The 22,014-nt window shown below is 61.9% G+C and carries 20 protein-coding genes and 4 pseudogenes; 15 read left to right on the top strand and 9 right to left on the bottom strand.

Translation table 11 applies throughout. The features are described from left to right. Positions 1-392: 392 nt before the first annotated feature. From LK440_RS10425 to LK440_RS17965, 4 genes are all read left to right on the top strand, one after another. Positions 393-635, top strand: a complete 243-nt coding sequence (locus tag LK440_RS10425; protein ID WP_005012914.1) for a hypothetical protein — start codon at positions 393-395, stop codon at positions 633-635. 147 nt (positions 636-782) lie between these two features. After that, positions 783-995 carry a hypothetical protein gene (locus tag LK440_RS10420; protein ID WP_005012915.1) on the top strand — a complete coding sequence of 71 codons (213 nt, stop codon included), beginning with the start codon at positions 783-785 and terminating at the stop codon, positions 993-995. Between the two features lie 127 nt (positions 996-1,122). After that, positions 1,123-2,205: an AGE family epimerase/isomerase gene (locus LK440_RS10415; protein WP_005012916.1), complete on the top strand. Its 1,083-nt coding sequence runs from the start codon at positions 1,123-1,125 to the stop codon at positions 2,203-2,205. 90 nt (positions 2,206-2,295) lie between these two features. Continuing rightward, a complete protein-coding gene (locus tag LK440_RS17965) occupies positions 2,296-2,511 on the top strand; it encodes a hypothetical protein (RefSeq protein WP_005012919.1) in 216 nt (71 codons plus the stop codon). A gap of 6 nt (positions 2,512-2,517) precedes the next feature. Here the strand turns inward: LK440_RS17965 and LK440_RS10410 are convergent, their stop codons facing one another. Further along, entirely contained in the window at positions 2,518-2,883 is a 366-nt protein-coding gene (locus tag LK440_RS10410; RefSeq protein WP_005012921.1) for a Rieske (2Fe-2S) protein, read from the bottom strand. 53 nt (positions 2,884-2,936) lie between these two features. Continuing rightward, positions 2,937-4,736: an ABCB family ABC transporter ATP-binding protein/permease gene (locus LK440_RS10405; RefSeq protein ID WP_005012922.1), complete on the bottom strand. Its 1,800-nt coding sequence runs from the start codon at positions 4,734-4,736 to the stop codon at positions 2,937-2,939. Positions 4,737-4,858: 122 nt separating this feature from the next. Here LK440_RS10405 and LK440_RS10400 point away from each other — a divergent pair. From LK440_RS10400 to LK440_RS10385, 4 genes and pseudogenes are all read left to right on the top strand, one after another. Beyond that, a pseudogene (locus tag LK440_RS10400) lies at positions 4,859-5,233 on the top strand (aldo/keto reductase); the annotation flags it as partial. 50 nt (positions 5,234-5,283) lie between these two features. After that, positions 5,284-6,404 (top strand): IS3 family transposase gene (locus LK440_RS10395; protein WP_370510763.1). Its coding sequence is split into 2 segments (ribosomal slippage): positions 5,284-5,536 and positions 5,536-6,404, totalling 1,122 coding nucleotides; the frame shifts between segments, so codons are not numbered across the junction. Between the two features lie 17 nt (positions 6,405-6,421). Continuing rightward, positions 6,422-6,883: pseudogene (locus LK440_RS10390) on the top strand (aldo/keto reductase); the annotation flags it as partial. A gap of 4 nt (positions 6,884-6,887) precedes the next feature. Next, positions 6,888-7,874, top strand: a complete 987-nt coding sequence (locus tag LK440_RS10385) for an aldo/keto reductase (protein WP_005012930.1) — start codon at positions 6,888-6,890, stop codon at positions 7,872-7,874. A 46-nt stretch (positions 7,875-7,920) separates the two neighbouring features. On the opposite strand, the gene LK440_RS10380 is transcribed toward LK440_RS10385, so the two are convergent. Next, entirely contained in the window at positions 7,921-8,127 is a 207-nt protein-coding gene (locus tag LK440_RS10380) for a hypothetical protein (protein ID WP_005012931.1), read from the bottom strand. Then, positions 8,124-9,299: a PepSY-associated TM helix domain-containing protein gene (locus tag LK440_RS10375; RefSeq protein WP_005012933.1), complete on the bottom strand. Its 1,176-nt coding sequence runs from the start codon at positions 9,297-9,299 to the stop codon at positions 8,124-8,126. The genes LK440_RS10380 and LK440_RS10375 overlap by 4 nt, the downstream gene beginning before the upstream one ends. Positions 9,300-9,476: 177 nt before the next feature. Here LK440_RS10375 and LK440_RS10370 point away from each other — a divergent pair, with 177 nt between their 5' ends. After that, positions 9,477-10,130, top strand: coding sequence for a metallophosphoesterase (locus LK440_RS10370; RefSeq protein WP_005012934.1), 654 nt, complete (start codon positions 9,477-9,479; stop codon positions 10,128-10,130). Here the strand turns inward: LK440_RS10370 and LK440_RS10365 are convergent. After that, entirely contained in the window at positions 10,125-12,647 is a 2,523-nt protein-coding gene (locus LK440_RS10365) for a penicillin-binding protein 1A (protein WP_005012937.1), read from the bottom strand. The genes LK440_RS10370 and LK440_RS10365 overlap by 6 nt on opposite strands. Before the next feature lie 171 nt (positions 12,648-12,818). After that, on the bottom strand, positions 12,819-14,735 hold the full coding sequence (locus LK440_RS10360; RefSeq protein WP_005012939.1) for a S9 family peptidase: 1,917 nt from the start codon (positions 14,733-14,735) through the stop codon (positions 12,819-12,821). Between the two features lie 132 nt (positions 14,736-14,867). On the opposite strand from LK440_RS10360, the gene LK440_RS10355 reads away from it, so the two are divergent. Next, complete coding sequence (locus LK440_RS10355; RefSeq protein ID WP_005012941.1) at positions 14,868-15,314, top strand: BPTD_2524 family lipoprotein; 447 nt, start codon at positions 14,868-14,870, stop codon at positions 15,312-15,314. Between the two features lie 28 nt (positions 15,315-15,342). Here the strand turns inward: LK440_RS10355 and LK440_RS10350 are convergent, their stop codons facing one another. Next, a complete protein-coding gene (locus tag LK440_RS10350) occupies positions 15,343-15,771 on the bottom strand; it encodes a PaaI family thioesterase (protein ID WP_005012942.1) in 429 nt (142 codons plus the stop codon). 174 nt (positions 15,772-15,945) lie between these two features. On the opposite strand from LK440_RS10350, the pseudogene LK440_RS10345 reads away from it, so the two are divergent. Next, positions 15,946-16,431: pseudogene (locus tag LK440_RS10345) on the top strand (DNA polymerase IV); the annotation flags it as partial. On the opposite strand, the gene LK440_RS10340 reads toward LK440_RS10345, so the two are convergent. Next, positions 16,399-17,619 carry an ISL3 family transposase gene (locus LK440_RS10340; protein WP_005011985.1) on the bottom strand — a complete coding sequence of 407 codons (1,221 nt, stop codon included), beginning with the start codon at positions 17,617-17,619 and terminating at the stop codon, positions 16,399-16,401. The pseudogene LK440_RS10345 and the gene LK440_RS10340 overlap by 33 nt on opposite strands. A gap of 81 nt (positions 17,620-17,700) precedes the next feature. On the opposite strand from LK440_RS10340, the pseudogene LK440_RS10335 reads away from it, so the two are divergent. Beyond that, positions 17,701-18,342, top strand: a pseudogene (locus LK440_RS10335) (DinB/UmuC family translesion DNA polymerase); the annotation flags it as partial. Between the two features lie 11 nt (positions 18,343-18,353). On the opposite strand, the gene LK440_RS10330 reads toward LK440_RS10335, so the two are convergent. Beyond that, on the bottom strand, positions 18,354-18,815 hold the full coding sequence (locus LK440_RS10330; protein WP_005012947.1) for a GatB/YqeY domain-containing protein: 462 nt from the start codon (positions 18,813-18,815) through the stop codon (positions 18,354-18,356). Between the two features lie 138 nt (positions 18,816-18,953). Here LK440_RS10330 and hmpA point away from each other — a divergent pair, with 138 nt between their 5' ends. The 3 genes from hmpA (at position 18,954) to LK440_RS10315 (ending at position 22,009) form a co-directional block, all read left to right on the top strand. Continuing rightward, positions 18,954-20,180: an NO-inducible flavohemoprotein gene (hmpA, locus tag LK440_RS10325; protein ID WP_005012964.1), complete on the top strand. Its 1,227-nt coding sequence runs from the start codon at positions 18,954-18,956 to the stop codon at positions 20,178-20,180. A 21-nt stretch (positions 20,181-20,201) separates the two neighbouring features. Then, positions 20,202-20,639 carry an Rrf2 family transcriptional regulator gene (locus LK440_RS10320; protein ID WP_005012967.1) on the top strand — a complete coding sequence of 146 codons (438 nt, stop codon included), beginning with the start codon at positions 20,202-20,204 and terminating at the stop codon, positions 20,637-20,639. A gap of 122 nt (positions 20,640-20,761) precedes the next feature. Beyond that, positions 20,762-22,009 carry a D-amino acid dehydrogenase gene (locus tag LK440_RS10315; RefSeq protein WP_005012970.1) on the top strand — a complete coding sequence of 416 codons (1,248 nt, stop codon included), beginning with the start codon at positions 20,762-20,764 and terminating at the stop codon, positions 22,007-22,009. The last annotated feature ends 5 nt before the right edge of the window (positions 22,010-22,014 follow it).

Below are 22,014 nucleotides of genomic sequence, written 5' to 3'. Positions count from 1 at the left end.
GTTCAAGCTGTTGTGATTGCATTTTGCGCCGCTAAATTGGAAAGTGCCCTAGGGTTTTCCAGAGGATCTACTTGACGGACGGTGCGCGATTGCGGTGCGGCAGACGCTTGCGCTGCGACGCATCAAATCGGGTTTGGCGGCGTATTGCGTGCCGACGACGCGGGTGGAAGCTCTGATCCGGGGCGGCGGCCGCGCAGAATTGTTGCGTCGCATTGATGCATTGCGCGAATATTTCGCGTTGTCGCAGAACGCCGCTTGTGTTGCCCGGCGGCGGCAGAATCTCGAGAGTTGCTCGTAGTAGGGAGTCGGCGGGCGCCTTTGCTTCCCGCCGGCGGCTGCCGTGAGCGAAAGCCTGTCCTGGGCGCGCGCAATCCATCAGAAACGGGCATGATATGTTCTGCGCTTTCAGTTTCGAGGTTCAGATGGCACGGCATTCGTTTCAGCAAGGAGAATTGGCGTATTGGCTGCAAATCGTCGCCGAACAAGGCGACAAGGCGCAGGTGCCGGAGAACTTCGCCGAGGCGCTGGTGACGTTGCGCTGTGTCGAGCGCGGCCCCGAGGGCCAGTTGGTGATCACGGAGAAAGGCAGGCTGGCGCTTCATATGGAGGGGCTGGGCGCGATTCATCGCGTTTAGGACCATTGCGGAACAAACTGTTGCGTAGTTGGTTAGCAGGGTGGTTGAACTTGCAGGCATTGGGACAGTCGTATTACTACAGGCGGGAGTTTCCGCCCTCCAACAAGGCGGTCAGCCGACCGACTTGAAGCAAACTGGGAGGACGCCATGCAGCTTCGCGACCAGGAAGTACTGATAGACCTGTCTACTGCCGCTATGGACACAGGCGGCTATGGGGTATTGCTTACCGTGACGGCCGAAGGCGGCACCGAGATAGACGCCGCGTTTTCTTACCTGGGCCCGTGCGCGTCGCTTGATGAGGCACGTGATAGAGCGGAGTCGTTCGCGCAGGATTGGCTGAGCGAAAACATATATCGTTAACCTCCAACCCTGATCGTTACCAAGGGCCGGCCACCTTCCGTAGGCCGGCCCGTGCTGTTTCTGGGGCTGACCTCTGAGTTGAGTTATTCTGCGGGTCGGCCGCGATGCACTCCTTTTGCCAGCAAGCATGTCTGAATCTGATTTCGCCGACATCCAGTCTCTTTTGCGTCAGCACTACAGCAACGTGGTGCTGCCCTTATGGCTGAGCGCCGGTTTCAATCCCGAACTGGGTTTGCCCTACGAAGCCGTGGATGACACCTCGGCGCGTCCCTTACCGGTGGCGCGTTACCGGGCCATGGCCTGTGCGCGGCAGATTTTCATTTACTCGCGCGACCCGCATGGGCACGCGCATGCAAGCCGTCTGTTCGATGCCTTGCTGCGAATCTTCCGCAATCCTGCCGGAGGCTGGTACTACAGCGTGGATGCGGCAGGCGAGCCGTTGGACACTACCCAGGATCTCTACACGCACGCCTTCATTGTGCTGGCATGTGCGGTGTATTTCGAACGCACCCGGCATAGCGAAGCACACAAGGTTCTGCTGTCGACGGTGCGCGATATCGAAGCCCGTTTTCGCGACGAGCAGGGGTGCTATATCGCCGCCCGTTCGTCCGAAGGCGAGATCGTGCGCGGGCGCGAACAGAATCCTGTCATGCATTTGACCGAAGCCTATCTGGCAGCGGCAGCGTTGGCCGAGCCGGCGTGGTTTGCGCAGAAGCTGCGCGAGCTTGCGCAACAGGTGTTCGATGTTTACGTCGATGCCGATACGCACTGCATCCTCGAGCTTGCACGCGATGAACCGGACAATCGCATCGAACCAGGTCATCAGTTTGAATGGTACGCGCTGCTGGCCAGTGCGCCAGACGTTTTCGACGGTCTGGATCTGGCGGCGCTGGTGGGGCGGGCAGCTACCTGGGCCGAGGCTCACGGCGTGGCCGCCCACACCTGCGGTGTGCATGCCTGCCTGGCGCTGGACGGCTCGGTTATCGATGGGCAGCAACGCATCTGGGCTCAGACCGAGTACGCGCGCTATCTGGCGTTAGTGGCCAGCCCAGACCGCTTGCGCCAATTGCAGGCACTGCGCGGCCGCTTCCTGCACGCGGCCGGCTGGCATGAGGTGCTCAGCCCGGAGGGTGAGGTCTTGCGCCGCGACATGCCCAGCACCACGCCCTATCATCTTTGGACGGGTTACGTCAGCGTGATAGGAGGCTGACCGGCGGCAGGTCGGTTGATGCCGTCCAGCGCCCATTCGTCCGGCTTGCGGCTATCCCTTACAGTTTGGAAATTATTGAAGGGAGAAGTCATGAGTGTGATGTGTCCTGCGTGTCAGTCGATTCAACCCGGGCTTTCGGGCGTGATGCCTCATCAGCAGTTGGGGCACCAGGGGTATACGCAAGCGACGCAACGTGGGCGGGAGTCCAACCGCGAGGATCATTTCCGCTGCATGGAGTGCGGCGCCAGGTGGCTGCGCGAGACGGATAAGTGGGGCATAGACCTGGGGTTCCGCCTTGCGCCGTAAGCCAGGTCAGAGCGGCTGTATCTTGCCTGAGGGAAGCCAATAGACGGCGCCCTCGCGCTCTTGGACCTCCAGCGCCGTCAGGCGGCTGTTTCTGCCCGCGCCACCCGCGCACACGCCCGTATCCGGCTGAAATGTCGCCCCATGCCGCGCACACATGAGCAGATCGCCTGCGCGCGTGAAAAAACTGTTCTCCCAGTCCATTTCCACGCCGACGTGCGTGCAGCGATTGAGGTAGCCATACACCTTGTCCTGGTAGCGGACAAAAAAGACGGTGGTCTGGCCGCTGCCATCGGTGACGGGCAATTTCACACCTGGCCCGCCGTTGACCAGGGATTGCGCGTCGCACACGCGCACGGCACACGATTCAGTCATACCATTCTTCCGCAGCCATGAAGGTGATCATTTTGCCATGAGCGCGCTCGCCGTCAGATCGCGATGGGGGCGCCGGACTCCTGTTGCCGAGCCCACATGCTGGCATAAACCCCTTTGCGGGCCAGCAGCTCTGCGTGGCGTCCGCGCTCGAGCACGAGGCCATCGCCCAGGACGATGATGTCGTCGGCGTCAGCCACCGTCGAGAGACGGTGGGCAATGATGAGCGTACTGCGGCCCTGGCTGACGTCGCGCAGATTATCCTGAATCTCCCGCTCGGTGTGCGAATCCAAGGCGCTGGTGGCCTCGTCAAAAAGAAAAATGCAGGGGTTTTTCAGGATGGTGCGAGCAATGGCCACCCGCTGCTTTTCACCGCCGGACAATTTCAGGCCGCGCTCGCCGACGAGGGTGTCATAGCCTTCGGGCATGCTCATGATGAGTTCGTGGATATGGGCCAGGCGGGCCGCCTCGTGCACCTGAGCCAGGGTCGCCCCGGGCCGGCCATAGGCAATGTTGTAGCGGATGGTGTCGTTAAACAGCACGGTATCCTGGGGGACCACGCCAATGGCAGCGCGCAAGCTGGCCTGCGTGACCGCTCGGATGTCCTGCCCATCGATCAGGACAGCACCTTGCTTGACATCGTAGAAGCGAAACAGCAACCGTGCCAGCGTGGATTTGCCCGCGCCTGAGCTGCCCACGACGGCTACGGTTTTGCCAGCGGGAACCTGAAAACTCACGCCTTTGAGGATCGGGCGGCGCTCATCATAGCCAAACACCACATCGCGAAACTCGATGGCACCACCGCGCAGGTGCAGTTCGGGCGCGCCGGGCTCATCTGCCACTTCGCGATCCTGCCCGAGAAGGTCGAACATGCGCTCCATATCGATCAGCGCCTGCTTGATTTCGCGGTAAATGAAGCCGAAGAAGCTCAGGGGATCATAGAGCTGCAGCAGATAGGTATTGACCAGCACGAAGTCGCCCAGAGTGTAGCGACCTTGGGCGATGCCTTGGGCGGCCATCCACATCACCACGGTCAATCCGGCGGAGATGATGAGGGCCTGACCGATGTTCAAGATCGACAGGCTGACCTGGCTGCGCACGGCGGCACGTTCATAGCTGCGCAATGAGGCGTCGTAGCGCTGGGCTTCGTGCGCTTCATTGCCGAAGTATTTGACGGTTTCGTAGTTCAGCAGACTTTCCACGGCCTTGGTGTTGGCCTGCGAGTCCGTTTCATTCATCTGGCGGCGGTACTTGGCACGCCATTCCGTGACGATGAGGGTGTACGTCAGATAGAGCGTGACGGTCAGGCCCGTGGCCAGCGCCAGCCAGCCATCGAACATCTTCCATAACACCACGCAGACCAGACCGATTTCGAAGAAGGTAGGCAGTACATTGAAGAGCAGGAAGGTAAGCAGGGTCTGGATGCCCTTGGTGCCACGTTCGATGGCCCTGGTGAGCCCGCCCGTCTGGCGCTCGAGATGGAAGCGCAATGCCAGGCCATGCAGATGCCGGAAGATCTGCAGCCCCACGGCTCGGATGGCATGTTGAGCCACGCGCGCGAAGATGGCGTCGCGCAGCTCCGAGAACAGCAATGACAGCACTCGTGCGCCGCCATAGGCCAGGATCAGGCCCACGGGCACGACGAGTGCGCCAGGTGTGCCCTGGCTCAATGCGTCGATGGCTTGTTTGTAGAGGATGGGAACGTAGACCAGTGCTGCCTTGGCGACGATCAGGCTGAGCACGGCCAGCACCACGCGTGCTTTGAGCCCTGGGTGGCCGGCAGGCCAGAGATAAGGCAGCAGTGTGCGGATGGTGGCCAGACTGCCACGCGGCGAGTGAGCAAAAGGAGCGGGCATGCGAAGGAGGGCGGCTTATAAGGCCGTCGGCTAGGGGAACTGTCCGAATTATCCTCCACGCAGCTATGATGACCCTCAATACCGTTACCCACCGTGGGGATGGGACGATTCTGGGAGGTCGTATGGCAACACGTGTTCCGAGCGTGCCCTTGAATGACGGCAATTCCATGCCGCAGTTGGGCTTTGGCGTCTGGCAGGTGCCCAATGATGAGGCTAGCGCGGCTGTCTCTGCGGCTCTGCAGGCGGGCTACCGGTCGGTGGACACGGCGGCGATTTACGGCAACGAGGCCGGCGTGGGCGAAGCGCTCAAGACCGCGGGCTCACCGCGCGACGCACTGTTCGTGACGACAAAACTCTGGAATAACCGTCACCAGGATGCTCGCAAGGCGTTGGAGGAGAGTCTAGGCAAGCTCGGATTGGCCTATGTCGATCTCTATCTTATTCATTGGCCACTTGCCGGCAGCACGTCGTTTCTCGATGCCTGGCGTGACCTGCTCCCCGTGATTAGTACGAAATCGATGTAGAGTCCGTTCCCAAAGGAATGGCAATGAAGAAACGATTTACGGAAGAGCAAATCATCGGCGTGCTCAAGGAAGCCGATGCAGGTGCCAAGCCCGCAGAGTTGTGCCGCAAGCACGGAATCTCCGAGGCAACGTACTACAACTGGAAGGCGAAGTTCGGTGGCATGACGGTGTCGGACGCTCAGAGGCTCAAGGAGCTGGAGCAGGAGAACAACAAGCTCAAGAAGCTGTTGGCCGAGTCGATGCTGGACAAGGCGGCGCTTCAGGATCTGCTAAGCCGAAAGTAGTCAGCCCGCAGGCCAAACGCGAGGCGGTCAGGACATTAATGACCGAGCGCAGCATGGGTGTTACCCGGGCCTGTGGGCTGGTAGGAATTTCGCGGTCGCTGTTTGCCTACGAGAGCACACGCTCAGGCGATGCTGCGCTGACCGAGCGCATGAAAGAGATGGCAGTGGAGAAACGACGCTACGGCTATCGGAGGATCCATGTGCTCTTACGTCGCGAAGGCTGGCAAGCAAATCACAAGCGAATCTGGCGGCTGTACAGTCTGGCAGGGTTAAGCGTGCGAAAACGAAAGCGTAAGCGAATCGCGGCGACCGAGCGCGTGGTTCGCCCAGCGGCAATCGCGCCGAATCAGAGTTGGTCAATGGACTTTGTGGCCGACGGCCTAGCCTATGGCCGCCGATTCCGCTGTTTGACTATCGTCGATGACTACACTCGCGAATGCCTGGCCATCGAGGTCGATACGTCGTTGCCGGGACTGCGTGTTGCCATGGTGCTGCAACGGCTGGCGGAGATGCGTGGCCTGCCGCGATCTATTACCGTGGACAACGGGCCAGAGTTCGCCGGAAGAGCCTTGGACGCCTGGGCCTACCAAGCAGGCGTAAAGCTGTCGTTTATTCGGCCGGGTAAGCCGGTGGAGAACGCTTATATCGAAAGTTTCAACGGCAAGTTCCGCGACGAATGCCTTAACGAGCACTGGTTCTTGTCCCTGCGACAGGCTAAAAGCTTGATCGAAAACTGGCGAGTCGAGTACAACACCGATCGGCCTCACAGCGCGCTCGGATATTTAACGCCGGCGCAATTCGTGCAGGCTCATCAGAAAGAAGGTCTTTTACCCCTGGGCTCTATGTCGGTGCCGTACTAAATCTGGGGGCAGGTCAGCGCAGCATGGTCGAGTTGCGTGAGGCGGGCCTGACGCGCTCCATCGGCGTGTCCAATTTCACGCGCGAGAATCTGACCCTGCTGATGGAGCAGACCGGCGTCATTCCAGCGGTGAATCAGATCGAGTTGCATCCGGATTTTGCCCAGCGAGAGTTGCGAGCATTCCATGCCGATCACGGTATCGCGACCGAGTCGTGGAGCCCGCTGGGACAGGGCGGGGCGACGCACGATCCCACGATCGCGGACATTGCCCAACGCCTGGGCAAGACGGCGGCTCAGGTGATCTTGCGCTGGCATCTGCAAAGCGGTCTGATCGTGATTCCAAAATCGGTGACGCCCGCGCGCATCAAAGCGAATATCGACGTCTTTGGTTTCGAGCTAAGCAGCGCAGACATGCAGGCTATTGATGGCCTGTCCAACGGCAAGCGGCTGGGGCCCGACCCGGCCGTCTACAAGGGTTAAGCGAATGCAATATGTGAAATTGGGCAATACCGGCGTCAAGGTGTCGCGGCTGTGCCTGGGCTGCATGACCTATGGCGATCCGCAACGGGGCAAGCATCCCTGGACCTTGGATGAGACGCAAAGTCGACCGTTGCTGCGCCAGGCGCTGGACATGGGGATCAACTTCTTTGATACGGCCAACAGCTATTCGGATGGATCCAGTGAAGAAATCGTCGGACGAGCCTTGCGCGACTTCGTCAAGCGTGATGATGTCGTCATTGCCACCAAGGTGTATTTCCCGGTGGGCGAGCATCGCGGCGGCCTGTCGCGCAAGGCGATCATGCGTGAGATCGACGCCAGCCTCGCGCGGCTGGGCACGGACTATGTGGATCTGTATCAGATCCATCGCTGGGATTACGCTACACCTATTGAGGAGACGCTGGAGGCGCTCAATGACGTGGTGCGCGCGGGCAAGGCCCTGTATATAGGCGCCTCCTCGATGCATGCCTGGCAGTTTGCCCGCGCGCTGTCGCTGTCGGAGCAAAAAGGCTGGGCGCGCTTTGTGACCATGCAGAACCACTACAACCTGATGTACCGCGAAGAGGAGCGCGAGATGCTCGGGCTGTGTGCGGATCAGAAGATAGGTGTGTTGCCGTGGAGCCCGCTGGCACGCGGCAAGCTCACGCGGGACTGGGATGAGAGCAGCCAGCGTGCGGACAGCGATGAGGTGTTGCAGAGCATTTATCGCGCTACCGCGGAGTCGGATCGTCTGGTCGTGCAAGCGGTGGCCGAGGTCGCGGCCGCGCGTGGCGTGTCCCGTGCACAGGTGGCCTTGGCCTGGCTGTTGCACCAGCCGGAAGTGACCGCGCCTATCATCGGCGCCAGCCGTCCGGGCCACCTCGAGGACGCACAGGCCGCCCTGGCGCTCAGGCTCGATGCCGATGAAATCGCGCGGCTGGAGTCCGCGTATGTCCCGCATCCTGTGGCGGGCTTTACGCAGGCGCGGCGCTGACGGGCGCGCCACAGGCCTGGCCGGATCAGCGGCGCGGGCCTGTTTTTCAGCCGGCGTCGCGGGCGCGGCGTTTGCTGTCTTGCGGCCGAAGCCAGTACCAGCCGATGACCAGCAAGGGCCAGGTCAACGCCGCCCAGGATGCCCAATGCCAAAGGCCCGTACCCAGCAAGGCGGCCAGCAACCCGAAGGTGGCAAGCAGACCAAGATAGATGGGCGCGCCCCATACGAACCAGAATTGTTGACGCGGGCTCATGCGGGCTTCCGTTGCGGCGCGGCGGCCTGCTGATGTTTGCGGACCAGCTCGGCCACGCGTGCGTCGGTGGCTTTGCGGCGTGCGATCCAGAGGTAGAGTCCGCTGGCCAGCACTACGATAGTGATGAGATCCAGTAGCGCCCAGATGATCTTCAAAGGCAAGCCGCCGTAGTCGCCAAAGTGCAGCGGACGGGACACTTCCAGGGCAGTCAGGTACCACGGCATCTGGGCCACTTTGGCAAGTTCGCCGCTCGAGCCGTCGACGAGCACCGGGGTGTGCAGTTTGGAGGTCAGCGGTGTGTCGCCGCGCATCCAGACGGTGAAGTGTTGCGGGCTGCCGTAAAGATTGCCCGGGTAAGCCATGGAGGTGATTTTGGTGCCCGGCAGCGCCGCCAGGGCAGTGTCGGCCACGAGCTGAGGCGAGGCGAGTTGCTGGGGGACGGGTTTGCCTTTGTAGGGCTCGAGCAGTGCGGTCAGCTCGGTCGCCTGCCAAAGGCGGAACAGTGGCGTGGACAGTTCATTGATGACGCCAGTCAGCCCTACGACAAAGGCCCACACGAGGGTCACCACACCAAGCAAATTGTGCAGGTCCAGCCATTTGATGCGCGTCGAGCGCGCAGCACGCACCGTGCCGAAGTCCAGCTTTTTCATGAAAGGGCCGTAGAGCACGACGCCGGAAACAATGGCCACGCAGAACAGCAACCCCATCAAACCGAGAAACAGTTCGCCGGCCAGGCCGGCGTACAAGTCCATGTGCAGCGCCAGCATGATACCCATGAACGAGAAGCGGTCGGTGCTGTAGAGCGGGCCGTCATGCAGGAGTTCGGCGCTGCGCACGTCCACGCGCACGGCGTGCCCCAGGTCGCTGGATTTGCGCTGATCGGGCGTCATGCCGACATAGGCTTGCGGCGCGTCAGGATCCAGATAGACGTAGTCGATCAGTTCATTCGGATATTGTGCGCGAGCAATGGCTGTGATTCTGTCCAGGCTTGCCATGGGCGTGTCCGCCGGCATCTCGACGATGGGCTTGCCTTCATCGAACAGATGCTCGATTTCCTCATGGAATATGAGCGGCAGGCCGGTCACGCAGATGATGAACAGAAAGATGGTGCATACCAGGCTGGTCCATTTATGGACCAGATACCAGGTTTTGATTTTTGCGGCGGCGAGCATGGCGCGAGCAGGAATTCCGAAAATCAATCAAGAATAATAGTTATTTGCAGGATCATAGTTCAAGATTTCCGCCATGGGCAGTGGCGGTGGTTTAATCCTGGATATGCTTGCCAGCCATGTTCCCGACGCCAGTGGGATTCTTCGTATCGATGCCAATTCCGGGGCCGGGACCTCGCCGTGGGCGATATCCACGGACATTTTCCGCGGCTGAAGCAGGTGCTCGACCGTTTTGGCTTCGATCCCGCCTGTGACCGCCTGTTTTCGGTGGGGGATATGATCGACCGGGGCCCGCACAGCGAGGCGGCAGTCGATTGGCTGGATGAACCCTGGTTTTTCGCGGTGCAGGGTAACCATGAGGATCTGGCCGTGCGTCATGTCCGCAACGGCCTGGTCGATGTCGATAACTGGCGCCGCTACGGTGGGGGGTGGTTTCTGGATCTGCCCGCAGCCCGGCAGCAGGCGTTGGCGGCGCGCTACGAAGCGCTGCCCGTGGTGATCGAACTGCAAACGGCAGCGGGGGCAATCGGCTTGTTACATGCTGACAGCCCGGTGCGCGACTGGTCCAGGCTTGCCGGGGCGATGCGCACGCATCGCCGGCGTTCTCGCGGCAGGGCGCAATGGTCGCGCGATCGTTTGGCCCAGGCGGATGCCAGCGGCGTGGCCAATGTACGGGCCGTGGTGGCCGGGCACACGCCGCTGTCCCAACCCGTGGTGTTGGGCAATGTCTACCATATCGACACCGGAGGCTGGCAGGAGGATGGGTACTTCACGCTGCTGGATCTGGGCAGCCTGAGTGCCTGGCCTAAGCCGGCGCGCACGACGCCGCTATAAAGGGCGGGTCGCAATGGCGCCCGGCGCCTGAATGGCGCCGAGCCGGCCGGCAGTCGGCGCGGAGTCCGAGGTACTGCGGGCTGCCGGCGGCGCTGCCGGGACGGGGATGCTCAATGGCGGCGCGGACTGACCGGGCTGACGCACGCGCGTGTCGCTGTCATCGGCCGGGCGGTAATTGTTCAGGAAGTCTGACAGAGAGTCTCCCGTGCTCAAATCCAGGGCGGCGATGGCCTGTCCGGGCGGGAACTCACTGAAATAGTAATTGCCGTTGTCGACAATCAACCCTTGCGGCCGGGCAGGGCGCGGCGTTTCGGCGACCCCTTTTAGCATGGGGCTGGCGTAGTCCAGCCAGGTGGTCAGCGCCAGGCCGCTGCCGAACTCATTGCTGCCGAGGCTGCGAGGCTGGTCAAAACCCATCCAGACGGTTGTGACCATATCGCGGTTGTAACCGGAGAACCACACGTCGACCGAGCCGTTGGTGGTGCCGGTCTTGCCGGCCAGGTCACCGCGTTTGAGGGTGCGATAGACCCTGGCCGCAGTCCCCTTGACGGTGGTGTCGTGCATGATGTCGTCCATCACCCAGGCCGTGCGCGGATCGATGGCGCGGACGGATTCGTCACCCGCGGACTCGGGTTTGGCCTGCATCAATACTTTGCCCGAGCGATCGGTGACGTGATCGATCAGAAACGGGGTCAGCAGGTAGCCGCCGTTGGCGAACACGCTGTAGGCATTGGCGACTTGCAACGGCGTGGCCGCGCCCGCACCCAGGGCGATGGGCAAGACGGCTGGCCAGCGATCGCGATCAAAGCCGAAGCGCGTCAGGTAGTCCTGCCCGTATTGCGGCGTGATGGCCTGCAGCAGCCGGATCGACACCATGTTCTTGGAGCGATAGAGCCCTTCGCGCAGGGTCAGCATAGGCTCGTATTGGTTGTTGTCGTTCTTTGGCTGCCAGTCGCGTGATCCGGTCTGCGCGGCCGTCAGCATGAAGGGCTGGTCGGAGATCTGCGTGCCGGGGGTGAAACCGCGCTCGAGCGCGGCCGCATAGATGAAAGGCTTGATGGTCGAGCCAGGCTGGCGCCAGGCCTGGGTGACGCGGTTGAAGGAACCTCGGAAATAGTCAAAGCCGCCCACCATGGCACGAATGGCGCCATCCTGCGGACGCAGCGAGACCAAGGCCGCCTGCAGAGCCGGCATGTTGATGATCTCCCAGCCATCGTCGGTCTTGTGCAGATAAACGACCGAGCCGCGCTGCAGGCGCAGGTCTGACGCGGCTTTGGGATGGAGCGCGCGTGCCACGACGGCCAGCGCCTTCTTGTCGTTGATGGTGATGATGTCATTGCTGCTTCGGGCCACTTTGACTTCGCTGGGGCTGGCAGAGAGCACCACACCGGAATACAGGCCGTCGCTGTCGGCATGTTCTTCCTGCACGCCGTCGAGAATGTCATCAAACGCCTGGGTGTCACGCTCGATGCCGTCAGGCAGATCCACCTGGCCTTCAGGACCCGGATAGGGTGCGCGGCGGGTGTAGTCGAGCACCCCGTCACGCACTGCGCGATAGGCGGCCTGTTGAGCCTTGGAATCGATCGTGGTGTAGACGTCGATGCCGCGTGTGTAAGCGTCTTCCTTGAAGACGCCATACATCAGTTGGCGCGCCAGCTCGGCGGGGTACTCGCCGCGCACTGCGTAGCCATGTGTGGCACCGCCCTCAGAGCCGCGTACCGAGATTTTCTCGCCGCGTGCGGCAGTGACTTGCTCGGGCGTGAGAAAACCCAGCGCCTGCATGCGGCTCAGTACATAGCCCTGACGCGCCTTGGCGCGATCAAAGTTGGACAGCGGGTTGGAGCGGGAGGGGGCTTTGGGAATGCCGGCGAGCATGGCGGCTTCGGCCGGTGTGACATCGGCCAAGGGTTTGCCGAAGTAGGTTCGTGCTGCCGCAGCAAACCCGTAGACCCGATGACCCAGATAAATCTGGTTCATGTAGAGCTCCAGGATCTGATCCTTGGTGAGCTCGGATTCGATCTTGTAAGTGAGCAGCAACTCGTAGAACTTGCGCGAATAGGTTTTTTCCGACGACAAGTAGAAGTTGCGAGCTACCTGCATGGTAATGGTGCTGGCGCCTTGCGTCTTGGACATCTTCACCAGATTCGTCAGACTCGCCCGCAGCACGCCCGTCCAGTCGATGCCGTTGTGCTCATAGAAGCGGTCGTCTTCGGCGGCCAGCACCGCATGACGCATGACTTCGGGAATTTCGTCGAAGCGCAGCACGTTGCGGTGTTCTTCACCGAATTCGCCGATGAGGACCTTGTCGGCCGTATAGACGCGCAGCGGCACCCGAGGACGGTAATCCGTCATGGCGTGCAGCTCGGGCAGGCTAGGCCATGCCATGGCCAGCGCCAGTCCCAGCGTGATCAGGCCGCAAAGCGCCAGCCCGCCCGCGGCGATACCTGCTTGAAGGAGAAGACGTCGTTTGCCGCCAGCGTTGGGCAAGCGGTTCTTGGAGTGCGGTGCGTGATTCATCGGAGCCGATTCTAGGGCAGAACCGCATAGACCGGCCCGAGGGGCCAAAGGTTTCCGTAACCAAACATGGCGAGCAGGCGGATGGCTACGGGGGCGTGCGTGGCAATCAAAAAAAGGGACACTGCCGGTGAAGGCAGCGTCCCTATCGTTTACGTGCCGGCGGGCGGCGGTTTACGGTTTGAGGTGGTCGACGAAGAATTTTTCCATGGCCGAATAGAACTCGAATTTGTTCTCTTCGTTATGGAAACCGTGGCCTTCGTTGTCTTTGACCATGTATTCGACTTCCACGCCCCGGGCGCGCAACGCCTGCACGACCTGGTCGCTCTCGGCTTTGTTGACGCGCGGGTCCTTTGCGCCTTGGGCAATGAACAGCGGGGTTTTGATGCGGTCGACGTGCAGAGCTGGCGAGGTCGCCGTCAGACGCGCTTTGTCACGTTCGGGGTCGCCCACCATGTCCTGCATCTTCGCCAGCATAGGCTTCCAGTAGGGCGGTATGGTCTGCATGAAAGTGAACAGATTGGATACGCCGACATAGTCCACGGCTGCCGCATACAGGTCTGGCGTGAAGGTGATGCCAGCCAGCGTGGCATAGCCGCCGTAGCTGCCGCCGTAGATACCGATGCGCTTGGGATCGGCGATGCCCTGGTCGATCAGCCACCGAACGCCGTCGGTAATATCGTCCTGCATGGCAAGACCCCATTGGCCGAAGCTGGCTTCCCAGAACTTGCGGCCATAACCGGTCGATCCGCGGAAGTTCATCTGCAGGATGCAAAAGCCCCGGTTGGCCAGGAACTGCACTTCCGGGTTGTAGCCCCAGCCGTCGCGGGCCCAAGGGCCACCGTGCGGATTGACGATGCAGGCCAGATTTTTCGGATCGCGGCCTTTGGGCAGGGTCAGGTAGCCGTGGATGGTGAGCCCGTCACGCGAGGTGTACTGAATGGGCTTGACCGTGGCCATGTCGGCCTCGGGCAGCGCCGGGTTGATGACTGCCAGCTCGTGCAGCTTGTCGTGGTTGGCATCGTAGAGGTAGCGCACACCGGCCGTGCGGTCGTTGTAGGCCGCGACGATGAAGGTGTCTTCGGCGTGATTCCAGCTTTGCAGCGCGAACTCGTAGCCCGGCAGATGCCGCTTGAGCTTGTCGAAAAGTTGGCGGGTTTCATCGTCGAAGAAACGGTACTGCGGTTTGTCCGTTTGGTAGGCCGCCAGCGTGAGCACCTTGCGCTTGCGTGAAAATCCGGCGCCGTCCAGATCGACGGTATCGGCTTCGAAGATTTTCTCTTCAGCGTCAGGGCTGGCCGGGTCGATGACCACCAGCGCCAGTCGGTCTCGGCCGCGATTGGACAGCGCGTAGAGTTTTTTGCCGTCAAACGTGAAGAACGACGGGCTGACACTGGTGCGGTAGTCGGTGGTGATCAGGGGGCGGAAGGGCGATTGCTCGTCGTCGCGGTACAACAGGGTGCTGTTGAGTCCGTCGCTGGTGACGGCTGCGCGCACGCGGCCCTGGTGATCGGTCTGCCAACCCACCACATTGCCGGGATTTTCCGCCACACGTGTCGCCTGGCCCGTGTGTACATTGACCCGATACACGTCGAAGATTTGTGGATCGCGCTGGTTGTGCGAGATCAGGATGTGATCGGGGTCGTCGGGCAGATCGTCTTCGATGCCGGCTCGCACGCCTTCGAACGGAGTCAGATTGGTGACTTTGCCGCTGTGGATGTCCACGGCGACCACGTGGAAATTCTCGTCACCGCCGAAATCTTTTTGATAGAGGACGGTGTGCGAGCCCTTCCAGAAGAAATTGCTGATGTCGCGTGCGCTTTCGCTGGTGAGCTTACGTGCCTGGCCCTGCGGTTGACCGGCAGCCAGCGTCTGCACGTAGATATTCATGCGGGGGGGACTGCCGTCAATGCTGACCGGTTGCATGAAACCCAGCGTTTTGCCGTCGTCGGCCAAACGGAAGAAGCCTTTTTCCGGGTTGCGGAAGAAATCTTTCAGGGGGTATTGGTGCGGGGGCTGTTGCGCCGCAGCGCCCAGGCTGGCGCCGATCAGGCCGGCGGCCAGAAGAGTGCGGGAGAGAATGTTGAACAAGATGACCTCCGGAATGCGCGCGGCCCGCCTTAAGGAATGCCGCGTCTGGAGTTTTCGATCATGCCACAGGCGTCCTTCAGGTGTCGAACCGGCGCGAATGCGGGATAATTCCGCGCAGTCTATGGAGGAATCATGTACAAAGCCATCCCTCTTGCCGCAGCGGTTCTGGCCCTGGCCGGTTGTGCGGTCGGATCCGGACCTGACGGCGGCGCGCTGTCGCAGGACATGCAGGCACAGGTACCGGTCAAGGCGGCCTATGATGCGGCCGTGGCGCAGGCAGAACGCTGCCTGGTCGGCCAGGGCGGCTATCGTGTGGACGGCCGCCTCGACGGCGGTTCGGCCATCATGCGCGTGCTCGCGCCTTTCGGCGACAACGAAATGGCGCGTGTGCAGATCACGGGCACGGGGCCATCGACCTCGTCCGTGCACATCAATATGTGGGGGCGCAGCATCTGGAATGCCGATGCCATGCGCGCCATGAAGGAGGCCATCACCTTTGGTGTGCCGTCCTGCGTTGCGTACATGCCGGGTGATCCGCAGCCCAAGGAAGAGGTCTGGAAGCGGCCACAGCCGCGTTGACGCGGCAAGCCGGCCGTGCCGCCGGGTTTCAGTCGCTGCCCGGACGCTGCATGACCAGCTTGAAGGTGGCCGAGGCCTTGGCCACCAACTGGCCTTTCTCGTCACGGATTTCGCCTTCGCAGAAGGCGATGGAGCCGCCTTTTCTCAGGCAGCGTGCCTCGACCACCAGATCGCCCAGCCCGGGCGCCAGGAAACTGGTGGTCATGTCAATGGTGGCCATGCCTACCTGCACCTGATTGCCGCGTGCCGCCGCGCTCAGGGTGAAATCCAGCACACTCATCATGGTGCCGCCATGCACGTGGCCGCGGCTGTTGGTCAATTCGCGCCGGCAGGGCAGGCGGCAGCGTGCCACCCCTTCGGAGATGGATTCCGGGATCAGGCCCATGTAGTCCATCAAGGGGATATCCAGGCCGAAGTAGTCCGTGGGCTCGCGGTCTGTCGTGTTCTGTTGCGTCATGGGTAAATTGAGGGGCCGGAAGGCCGAAAGTGCCGGAAAACCCCGCACTGTAGCGCGAAAGCGAATCTGCACCCAGGGCGCTGTCCCCTGCGTGGTCAGTCTCGGTCATAATAGCGCTACCGTATATTTATCCAGTGGTTTTGGCGGCCCCGGGGCCGCGCTTCCGTGTTTGCCATGACCGACCCGACACGCAAAATCGTGCATATCGACATGGACGCTTTCTACGCGTCCGTCGAGCAACGCGACCGTCCCGAGCTGAAAGGGCTGCCTGTGATCGTGGCCTGGACCGGCGCCCGCTCGGTGGTCTGTGCGGCCTCGTACGAGGCCAGGCCGTTTGGCGTGCATTCGGCCATGGCGGTGTCGCGCGCGCAGCGTTTGTGCCCGGATGCCATCTACGTTCCGCCCGATTTCAATCGCTACCGCGCCGTCTCCAGGCAAGTCCGCGAAATCTTCGCTCGCCACACGGACCTGATAGAGCCTCTGTCGTTGGACGAGGCTTATCTGGATGTGACGGTCAACAAGCAGGGTCTGGCCTCGGCCACCGCGGTGGCCGAGGCCATCCGCTGTCAGATCCGCCAGGAAACCGGGTTGACCGCCTCGGCAGGCGTGGCACCCAACAAGTTTGGTTCATCGAGGAATACCGGGGAATGCAGACCGGATCTTGAGGAAGAAGTACTCCTGATCGCGGTAGCCGTAGGCGCGGCGCTTGATGACTTTGATGGTGTTGTTGATGCCCTCGACGATGCTGGTGTTGAGCCGGTGGCGACAGCGAGACAGAATCCCGTGCAGATAGGCTTTTAGCTTGAGCGCGAAGTGAGCCAAGGCGGCGATGCCGCTGCCCTGAGCCTGTTGCAGCCAGTGATCCCATGCCTGGCGGGCGTAGCCGGGGTGTTGGTAGAACCACAGCTGTTTGAGCTCATCGCGCATCAGATAAGCGGTGAGCAAGGGCTGGTTGGCCTGGAGCAACTCGTCCAACTTTACCGATTGGCACGGATCGAGGTTTTTGCGATTGCGCAGCAGTAGCCAGCGACTGGACTTGATCACCCGGCGGGCCGGCTTGTCGTGCCGCAACTGGTTCGCTTGGTCTACACGCACCCGGTCTATCACTTCACGGCCGTACTTGGCCACGACGTGGAACAGGTCGTAGACGATCTCGGCGTTGGGGCAGTTGGCCTGGATCTCCAGCTCATAGGCCGTCGTCATGTCGATCGCTACGGCCCGGATCTGCTGGGCAACCCCAGTTGGCAGTTGTTCGAAGAAGGCTCTGGCCGTCTCGCGCGAGCGGCCATCACCGATCCATAGCACCTGACGGCGGATCGGATCGACAACGACCGTGGCATAACGATGGCCCTTGTGTAGAGCGAACTCGTCCATCGCTAGGTAGTGGATCTGGCTCCAGTCCGGCTCTTGGATCGCCCGTCGCAGCAGGGCCTTGTCCAGCGCCTTGACCGTGTGCCAACCCAGTTGGAAGAAGCGCGCCACGGCCAGAATGTTGCTGGACTCAAGCAACTGGCTGACCGCCTCGGCCAGCCGGTCGGTCACTCGCTGGTAACGGCCCAGCCAGCTCAGCCTCTCCAGATGCGGTCCACCGCACTGCTCGCACCAGACCCGCCGACGCGGCACTACCAGCGTCACTCGCAGCGCCATTAGCGGCAGATCCCGCACCCGGCGCGTGGTCGTCTCATGCACCTGCCGACATCGGTTGCCGCAGTGCTCGCAGTGCATCGTTCGCGCTGAAGGCTTCAGGTAAATCGTGACCGTCCGGCTCTCACCTTCAGGCCACACGACCCGCTCCACCCGATAACCTTCCCACCCACCCAACCTCTCGATCGTCTTGCGGTCCAGCATGATCCCGGCCTTGATCCTTGAAAAATCAAGGATCAAGCGTAACGGCAATCAAGCACGGCTCCACGCTATTCCGCGATGAACCACAAGTTTTTGGCCAAGATTGCCTCCGACTGGAACAAACCCGACGGGCTGTTCGTGGTGCGCCCATCCAAGGTGCTGGCTTTTCTACAACCCCTGCCGGTGCGCAAGGTGCCGGACGTGGGCAAGGTCACGCAGGCACGGCTGCAGGCACTGGGCATCGAGACGGTGGGTGAGCTGGCTGCTCATGGTCTGGCTGATCTGGAGCATCATTTCGGGCGTTATGGCCGCCGGCTCTATGAGCTGGCACGTGGCGTGGATGAGCGCGAAGTCCAGCCCGATCAACCCTTGCAGCAGGTTTCATCGGAGACCACCTTCGAGCGGGATCTGCATTTGCCGCAATTGGAAGAAACGCTACAGCCCCTGGCGCTGCGAGTCTGGGAGCAGGCGCGCAAAAAAGGGCAGCTGGGCCGCACGGTAGTGCTCAAACTCAAAACGGATCGATTCCGCATCCTGACACGCAGTCATACTCTGCTGCAGCCGCCGTCTTCGGCCGAATAGCTGGCTGCCATTGCACGGCGCTTGTGCGCGCGGGTGGAGTTGCCCGCGCATACCCGCTACCGGCTCGCGGGGGTGGGCATGAGCAACTTTGCCGACCCCCAGGACAGCGTGCGCCAACCGGATTTGTTTGGCGGCGCCTTCTGAGGCTGCCGTGATCAGGCCAGACGCGCCTTGACCTGTTGCGAGATCTGGGACATGTCGGCGCGGCCAGCCAGGGCCGGCTTAAGAATGGCCATGATCTTGCCCATGGCGGCCGGACCTGTCACGCCCTGAGCCTGTACGTCGGCAATGGCGGCGGCGACGGCTGCTTCGACCTCTTCCGCGCTGGCGGCCTGTGGCAGGAATTCCTGCAGAACGAGGAGTTCGGTTTTTTCCTGGTCAGCGGTTTGCGTGCGCCCGGCGTTTTCGAAGGCGGCTATGGACTCACGGCGCTGCTTGACCTGCTTCTCGATGATGGCCGTGATCTCGGCGTCGCTGACGTCGCGACGCTCGTCGACTTCCTTCTGCTTGATGGCGGCCAGCAAAAAGCGCAGCGTGCCCAGGCGCGCGGCGTCCTTGTCGCGCATCGCTTGCTTCATGGCGTCGGAGAGAGTGGTCTTGAGCGAATCGGTGCTCATGGGGAAATCCTTCAGGGTTGCAGCAAAGCCCGTGTTTTAACCTCGCGCCGGCCGCGGCTGCAAGTTGCATAGTTTTCTTAAAGATATAAAATAAATACATCTTTAAGCCGGAAAACCGGTATCTGCAAGGAGCACTGCATGCTGAGCACGACCGTTCGTGAGCTGGTCAAATCCACCGCCCCGGTACTGAAAACCCATGGCGAGGCCCTGACGCGGCATTTTTACGCGCGCATGTTCGAGGGCAACCCCGAACTCAAACAGGTTTTCAATCAAGGGCACCAACAAAGCGGTCAACAGCAGCAGGCTCTGGCCCTGGCGGTGGCCGCTTACGCCGAGCATATCGACGACCCGTCCGTGCTGGCACCCGTGCTGACCCGTATCGCGCACAAGCATGTAAGCCTGGGGATACGCCCCGAGCACTATGCGGTTGTGGGCAAGCATTTGCTGGCCTCCATCCGTGAGGTCCTGGGCGAAGCGGCCAGCGATGCGTTGATTCATGCCTGGGCAGCCGCCTATGGCCAGTTGGCCGATGTGCTCATCGGCATGGAGTCGAAGCTGTACGCGGCCGCGGCTTCGCAAGCGGGCGGCTGGACCGGTTGGCGAGGTTTCAGGGTGGTCGGCAAAGTCCCCGAAAGTGCGGAGATCACCTCGTTTTACCTGCGACCGGCCGATGGCGGCGCTCTGCCGGACTTTCTGCCAGGTCAGTATCTTTCGCTGCGGCTTTACGTGCCAGAACTCGGTCTGATGCAACCAAGGCAATACAGTTTGTCGGATGCGCCCGGCAAGGACAGCCTGCGGATTTCTGTCAAGCGCGAACCGGCGGGCAGCGGCCCGGCGGGGCGCGTATCCAACCGCTTGCATGACCACGTACACGAGGGCCATGTGCTGGACGTTGCCGCGCCGCAGGGCGATTTTGCACTCGATGTGCAGGCCGACACACCCGTGGTGATGATTTCTGGCGGAGTGGGCATCACGCCCATGATGGCCATGTTCAACACCTTGTTGCAACGCCAGGCGGCCGGCGGCCCGGCCCGTGAACTGCGCTTCGTTCACGCCTGCCGCAACGGCGCCGTGCACGCCATGCGCGAGCCGGTCGCGCAGGCTGCCAGCCGGCATGCCAATGTGCGCCGGCATGTCTTTTATGAAGAGGTAGCCCCAAGCGACCGGCAGGGCGTGGATTACGACTACGCGGGGCGAATCGACTGGCAGCGTATCGCGGCCGAGGTGATGTTGCCTGAGGCGGATTACTATCTCTGTGGTCCGCTGCCGTTCATGCGGGCTCAACACGAATCCCTGACCGCTCTGGGGGTGCCGGTCGGCCGTATCCACGCCGAAGCCTTCGGTACCGGCGGCCCGGGCTGGTAGCACCGCTTTCTTTCCAACTCCATGCAACTGACCCGCTTCTCTGATTTTGGCCTGCGCGTTCTCATGTATCTGACTCAGTGCCGAGATCGTGCGAAACCCGTGACCATCCCGGAGATTGCCGAGCGCTTCGGGATATCACGCAATCACCTGGTCAAAGTCGTGCACTTCATGTCACAGCAGGGCTGGGTGGCCGCCACACGTGGCAAGGGGGGCGGTTTGGCGCTGGCGCGTGCTGCCGACAGCTACCGAGTGGGGCAGTTGCTGCGGGTGCTGGAGCATCAAGGTGCGTTGGTCGATTGTGGTGACCCTCCCTGTGCACTCGAGGGCGCCTGCCGACTGGCGGGCGCTCTTAATGAGAGTCTGCAGCGCTTTTACGAGAGCCTGGATCGGTACACACTGGCCGAGTTGGTGGCCCCGCCCACCGGCGCGGCCATCATCCGTTTGCATCGCGCCGCCTGAGGAGTGCCCATCCTGCCGCAACCCAACCTTTGGTTATGGTTGCCCGCTGGATAGGCATTTGTCGCTGAGCCGGCGAGCTTGGAGAATGGAAGGTTATCTATTCTCTTGCGGGCGGCGGGCATATGCGCGTGTGCGTGATTGGTGCGGGTGTCATAGGCGTGACGACGGCCTATTTTCTGGCGCGCGAAGGCCACGAGGTCGTCCTGCTCGACAGCCAGGCTCAGCCCGCAGAAGTCTCAAGCTATGCCAATGGTGGGCAGTTGAGCTACAGCTACGTCGCGCCGCTGGCTGGCCCGGGGGTCTTGGCCAGCGTGCCGGGCTGGCTGCTGCGCGCCGATTCCCCCTTGCGTTTTCGGCCGCGTCTGGATCCGCATCAGTGGCGCTGGTGCCTGCAGTTTGCTCTGGCCTGCAATGCCTCGGCGGCGCGCCGCTCTACGGCGCAATTGCAGAGCCTGTCGTATCTCAGCCGCGACGTGCTGCACAGGTTACTTGAGCAGGAGACGCTCGATTTCGGGCATTTGCGCAATGGCAAACTGATTGTCTATCGCAGTGCCGAGCTGCTGGACAAAGCGCGTAAGCTGGCGAGCTACCAGGCCAGTCTGGGCGCCGAGCAGCAGGTGCTGGATGCGGCCGCGACGCTGGCACTGGAGCCCGCCCTGGCGGGGATGGGCAACGATCTTGCCGGTGCTATCTACACCCCCAGCGAAGAGGCGGGTGATTGCCACCAGTTCATCCTGGCACTATACGAACGCCTCAAAGCGCTTGGCCGTACGCAATGCCTGATGAACACGACGGTCACCAGCCTTTGGACCGAAGGCCGGCGTGTCGTGGCGGTGCGCACCGACCAGGGGGATATCGGCGCCGATGCCGTGGTTCTGGCCACAGGCGTGGGCACACGCGGACTGCTCAAGCCTCTTGGGCAGGACGTGCCGTTGTATCCGCTCAAGGGCTACAGCCTCACCGTTGCGTTGGCGTCAGGTGAGGCGAACGCGCCGGCCATCAGCGTTACCGATTACGAGCGTCGCATTGTTTATGCCCGAGTCGGCCGTGCCCTGCGAGTCGCTGCGATGGTGGATATTGGCAGCCATGACGGTGGTATTGATCCCGCCCGTGTCGCGCTGCTCAAGCAGCAGGTCATGCAGGCGTTTCCTGCCCTGGACCTGAGCCAGGCGCACGCCTGGGCCGGTTTGCGGCCCGCCACGCCTACGGGCAAGCCACTCATCGGGCGCGCAAGCGGCACCGACAACCTCTGGCTCAACATAGGGCAGGGCGCCTTGGGCTTTACGTTGGCTTGCGGCAGCGCCGCCCTATTGGGCAGCCTGATGAGCGGCTTACCGCCACCCATCGATCCCCTGCCATTTCAGCCTTGATGCGG

The sequence above is a fragment of the Bordetella holmesii genome (genome assembly GCF_020735985.1).
In the GTDB taxonomy this organism is placed as follows: domain Bacteria; phylum Pseudomonadota; class Gammaproteobacteria; order Burkholderiales; family Burkholderiaceae_B; genus Bordetella; species Bordetella holmesii.
The sequence above is the reverse complement of the archived record's forward strand: the minus strand, read 5'-3'. Positions and strand labels throughout refer to the sequence as shown.

What these genes read in the sequence shown, in the direction of transcription:
- LK440_RS10425 (WP_005012914.1), top strand. Translation starts at nt 393, where the DNA reads ATGTTCTGCGCTTTCAGTTTCGAGGTTCAGATGGCACGGCATTCGTTT.
- LK440_RS10420 (WP_005012915.1), top strand. Translation starts at nt 783, where the DNA reads ATGCAGCTTCGCGACCAGGAAGTACTGATAGACCTGTCTACTGCCGCT.
- LK440_RS10415 (WP_005012916.1), top strand. Translation starts at nt 1,123, where the DNA reads ATGTCTGAATCTGATTTCGCCGACATCCAGTCTCTTTTGCGTCAGCAC.
- LK440_RS17965 (WP_005012919.1), top strand. Translation starts at nt 2,296, where the DNA reads ATGAGTGTGATGTGTCCTGCGTGTCAGTCGATTCAACCCGGGCTTTCG.
- LK440_RS10410 (WP_005012921.1), bottom strand. Translation starts at nt 2,883, where the DNA reads ATGACTGAATCGTGTGCCGTGCGCGTGTGCGACGCGCAATCCCTGGTC.
- LK440_RS10405 (WP_005012922.1), bottom strand. Translation starts at nt 4,736, where the DNA reads ATGCCCGCTCCTTTTGCTCACTCGCCGCGTGGCAGTCTGGCCACCATC.
- LK440_RS10385 (WP_005012930.1), top strand. Translation starts at nt 6,888, where the DNA reads ATGCAATATGTGAAATTGGGCAATACCGGCGTCAAGGTGTCGCGGCTG.
- LK440_RS10380 (WP_005012931.1), bottom strand. Translation starts at nt 8,127, where the DNA reads ATGAGCCCGCGTCAACAATTCTGGTTCGTATGGGGCGCGCCCATCTAT.
- LK440_RS10375 (WP_005012933.1), bottom strand. Translation starts at nt 9,299, where the DNA reads ATGCTCGCCGCCGCAAAAATCAAAACCTGGTATCTGGTCCATAAATGG.
- LK440_RS10365 (WP_005012937.1), bottom strand. Translation starts at nt 12,647, where the DNA reads ATGAATCACGCACCGCACTCCAAGAACCGCTTGCCCAACGCTGGCGGC.
- LK440_RS10355 (WP_005012941.1), top strand. Translation starts at nt 14,868, where the DNA reads ATGTACAAAGCCATCCCTCTTGCCGCAGCGGTTCTGGCCCTGGCCGGT.
- LK440_RS10350 (WP_005012942.1), bottom strand. Translation starts at nt 15,771, where the DNA reads ATGACGCAACAGAACACGACAGACCGCGAGCCCACGGACTACTTCGGC.
- LK440_RS10340 (WP_005011985.1), bottom strand. Translation starts at nt 17,619, where the DNA reads ATGCTGGACCGCAAGACGATCGAGAGGTTGGGTGGGTGGGAAGGTTAT.
- LK440_RS10330 (WP_005012947.1), bottom strand. Translation starts at nt 18,815, where the DNA reads ATGAGCACCGATTCGCTCAAGACCACTCTCTCCGACGCCATGAAGCAA.
- hmpA (WP_005012964.1), top strand. Translation starts at nt 18,954, where the DNA reads ATGCTGAGCACGACCGTTCGTGAGCTGGTCAAATCCACCGCCCCGGTA.
- LK440_RS10320 (WP_005012967.1), top strand. Translation starts at nt 20,202, where the DNA reads ATGCAACTGACCCGCTTCTCTGATTTTGGCCTGCGCGTTCTCATGTAT.
- LK440_RS10315 (WP_005012970.1), top strand. Translation starts at nt 20,762, where the DNA reads ATGCGCGTGTGCGTGATTGGTGCGGGTGTCATAGGCGTGACGACGGCC.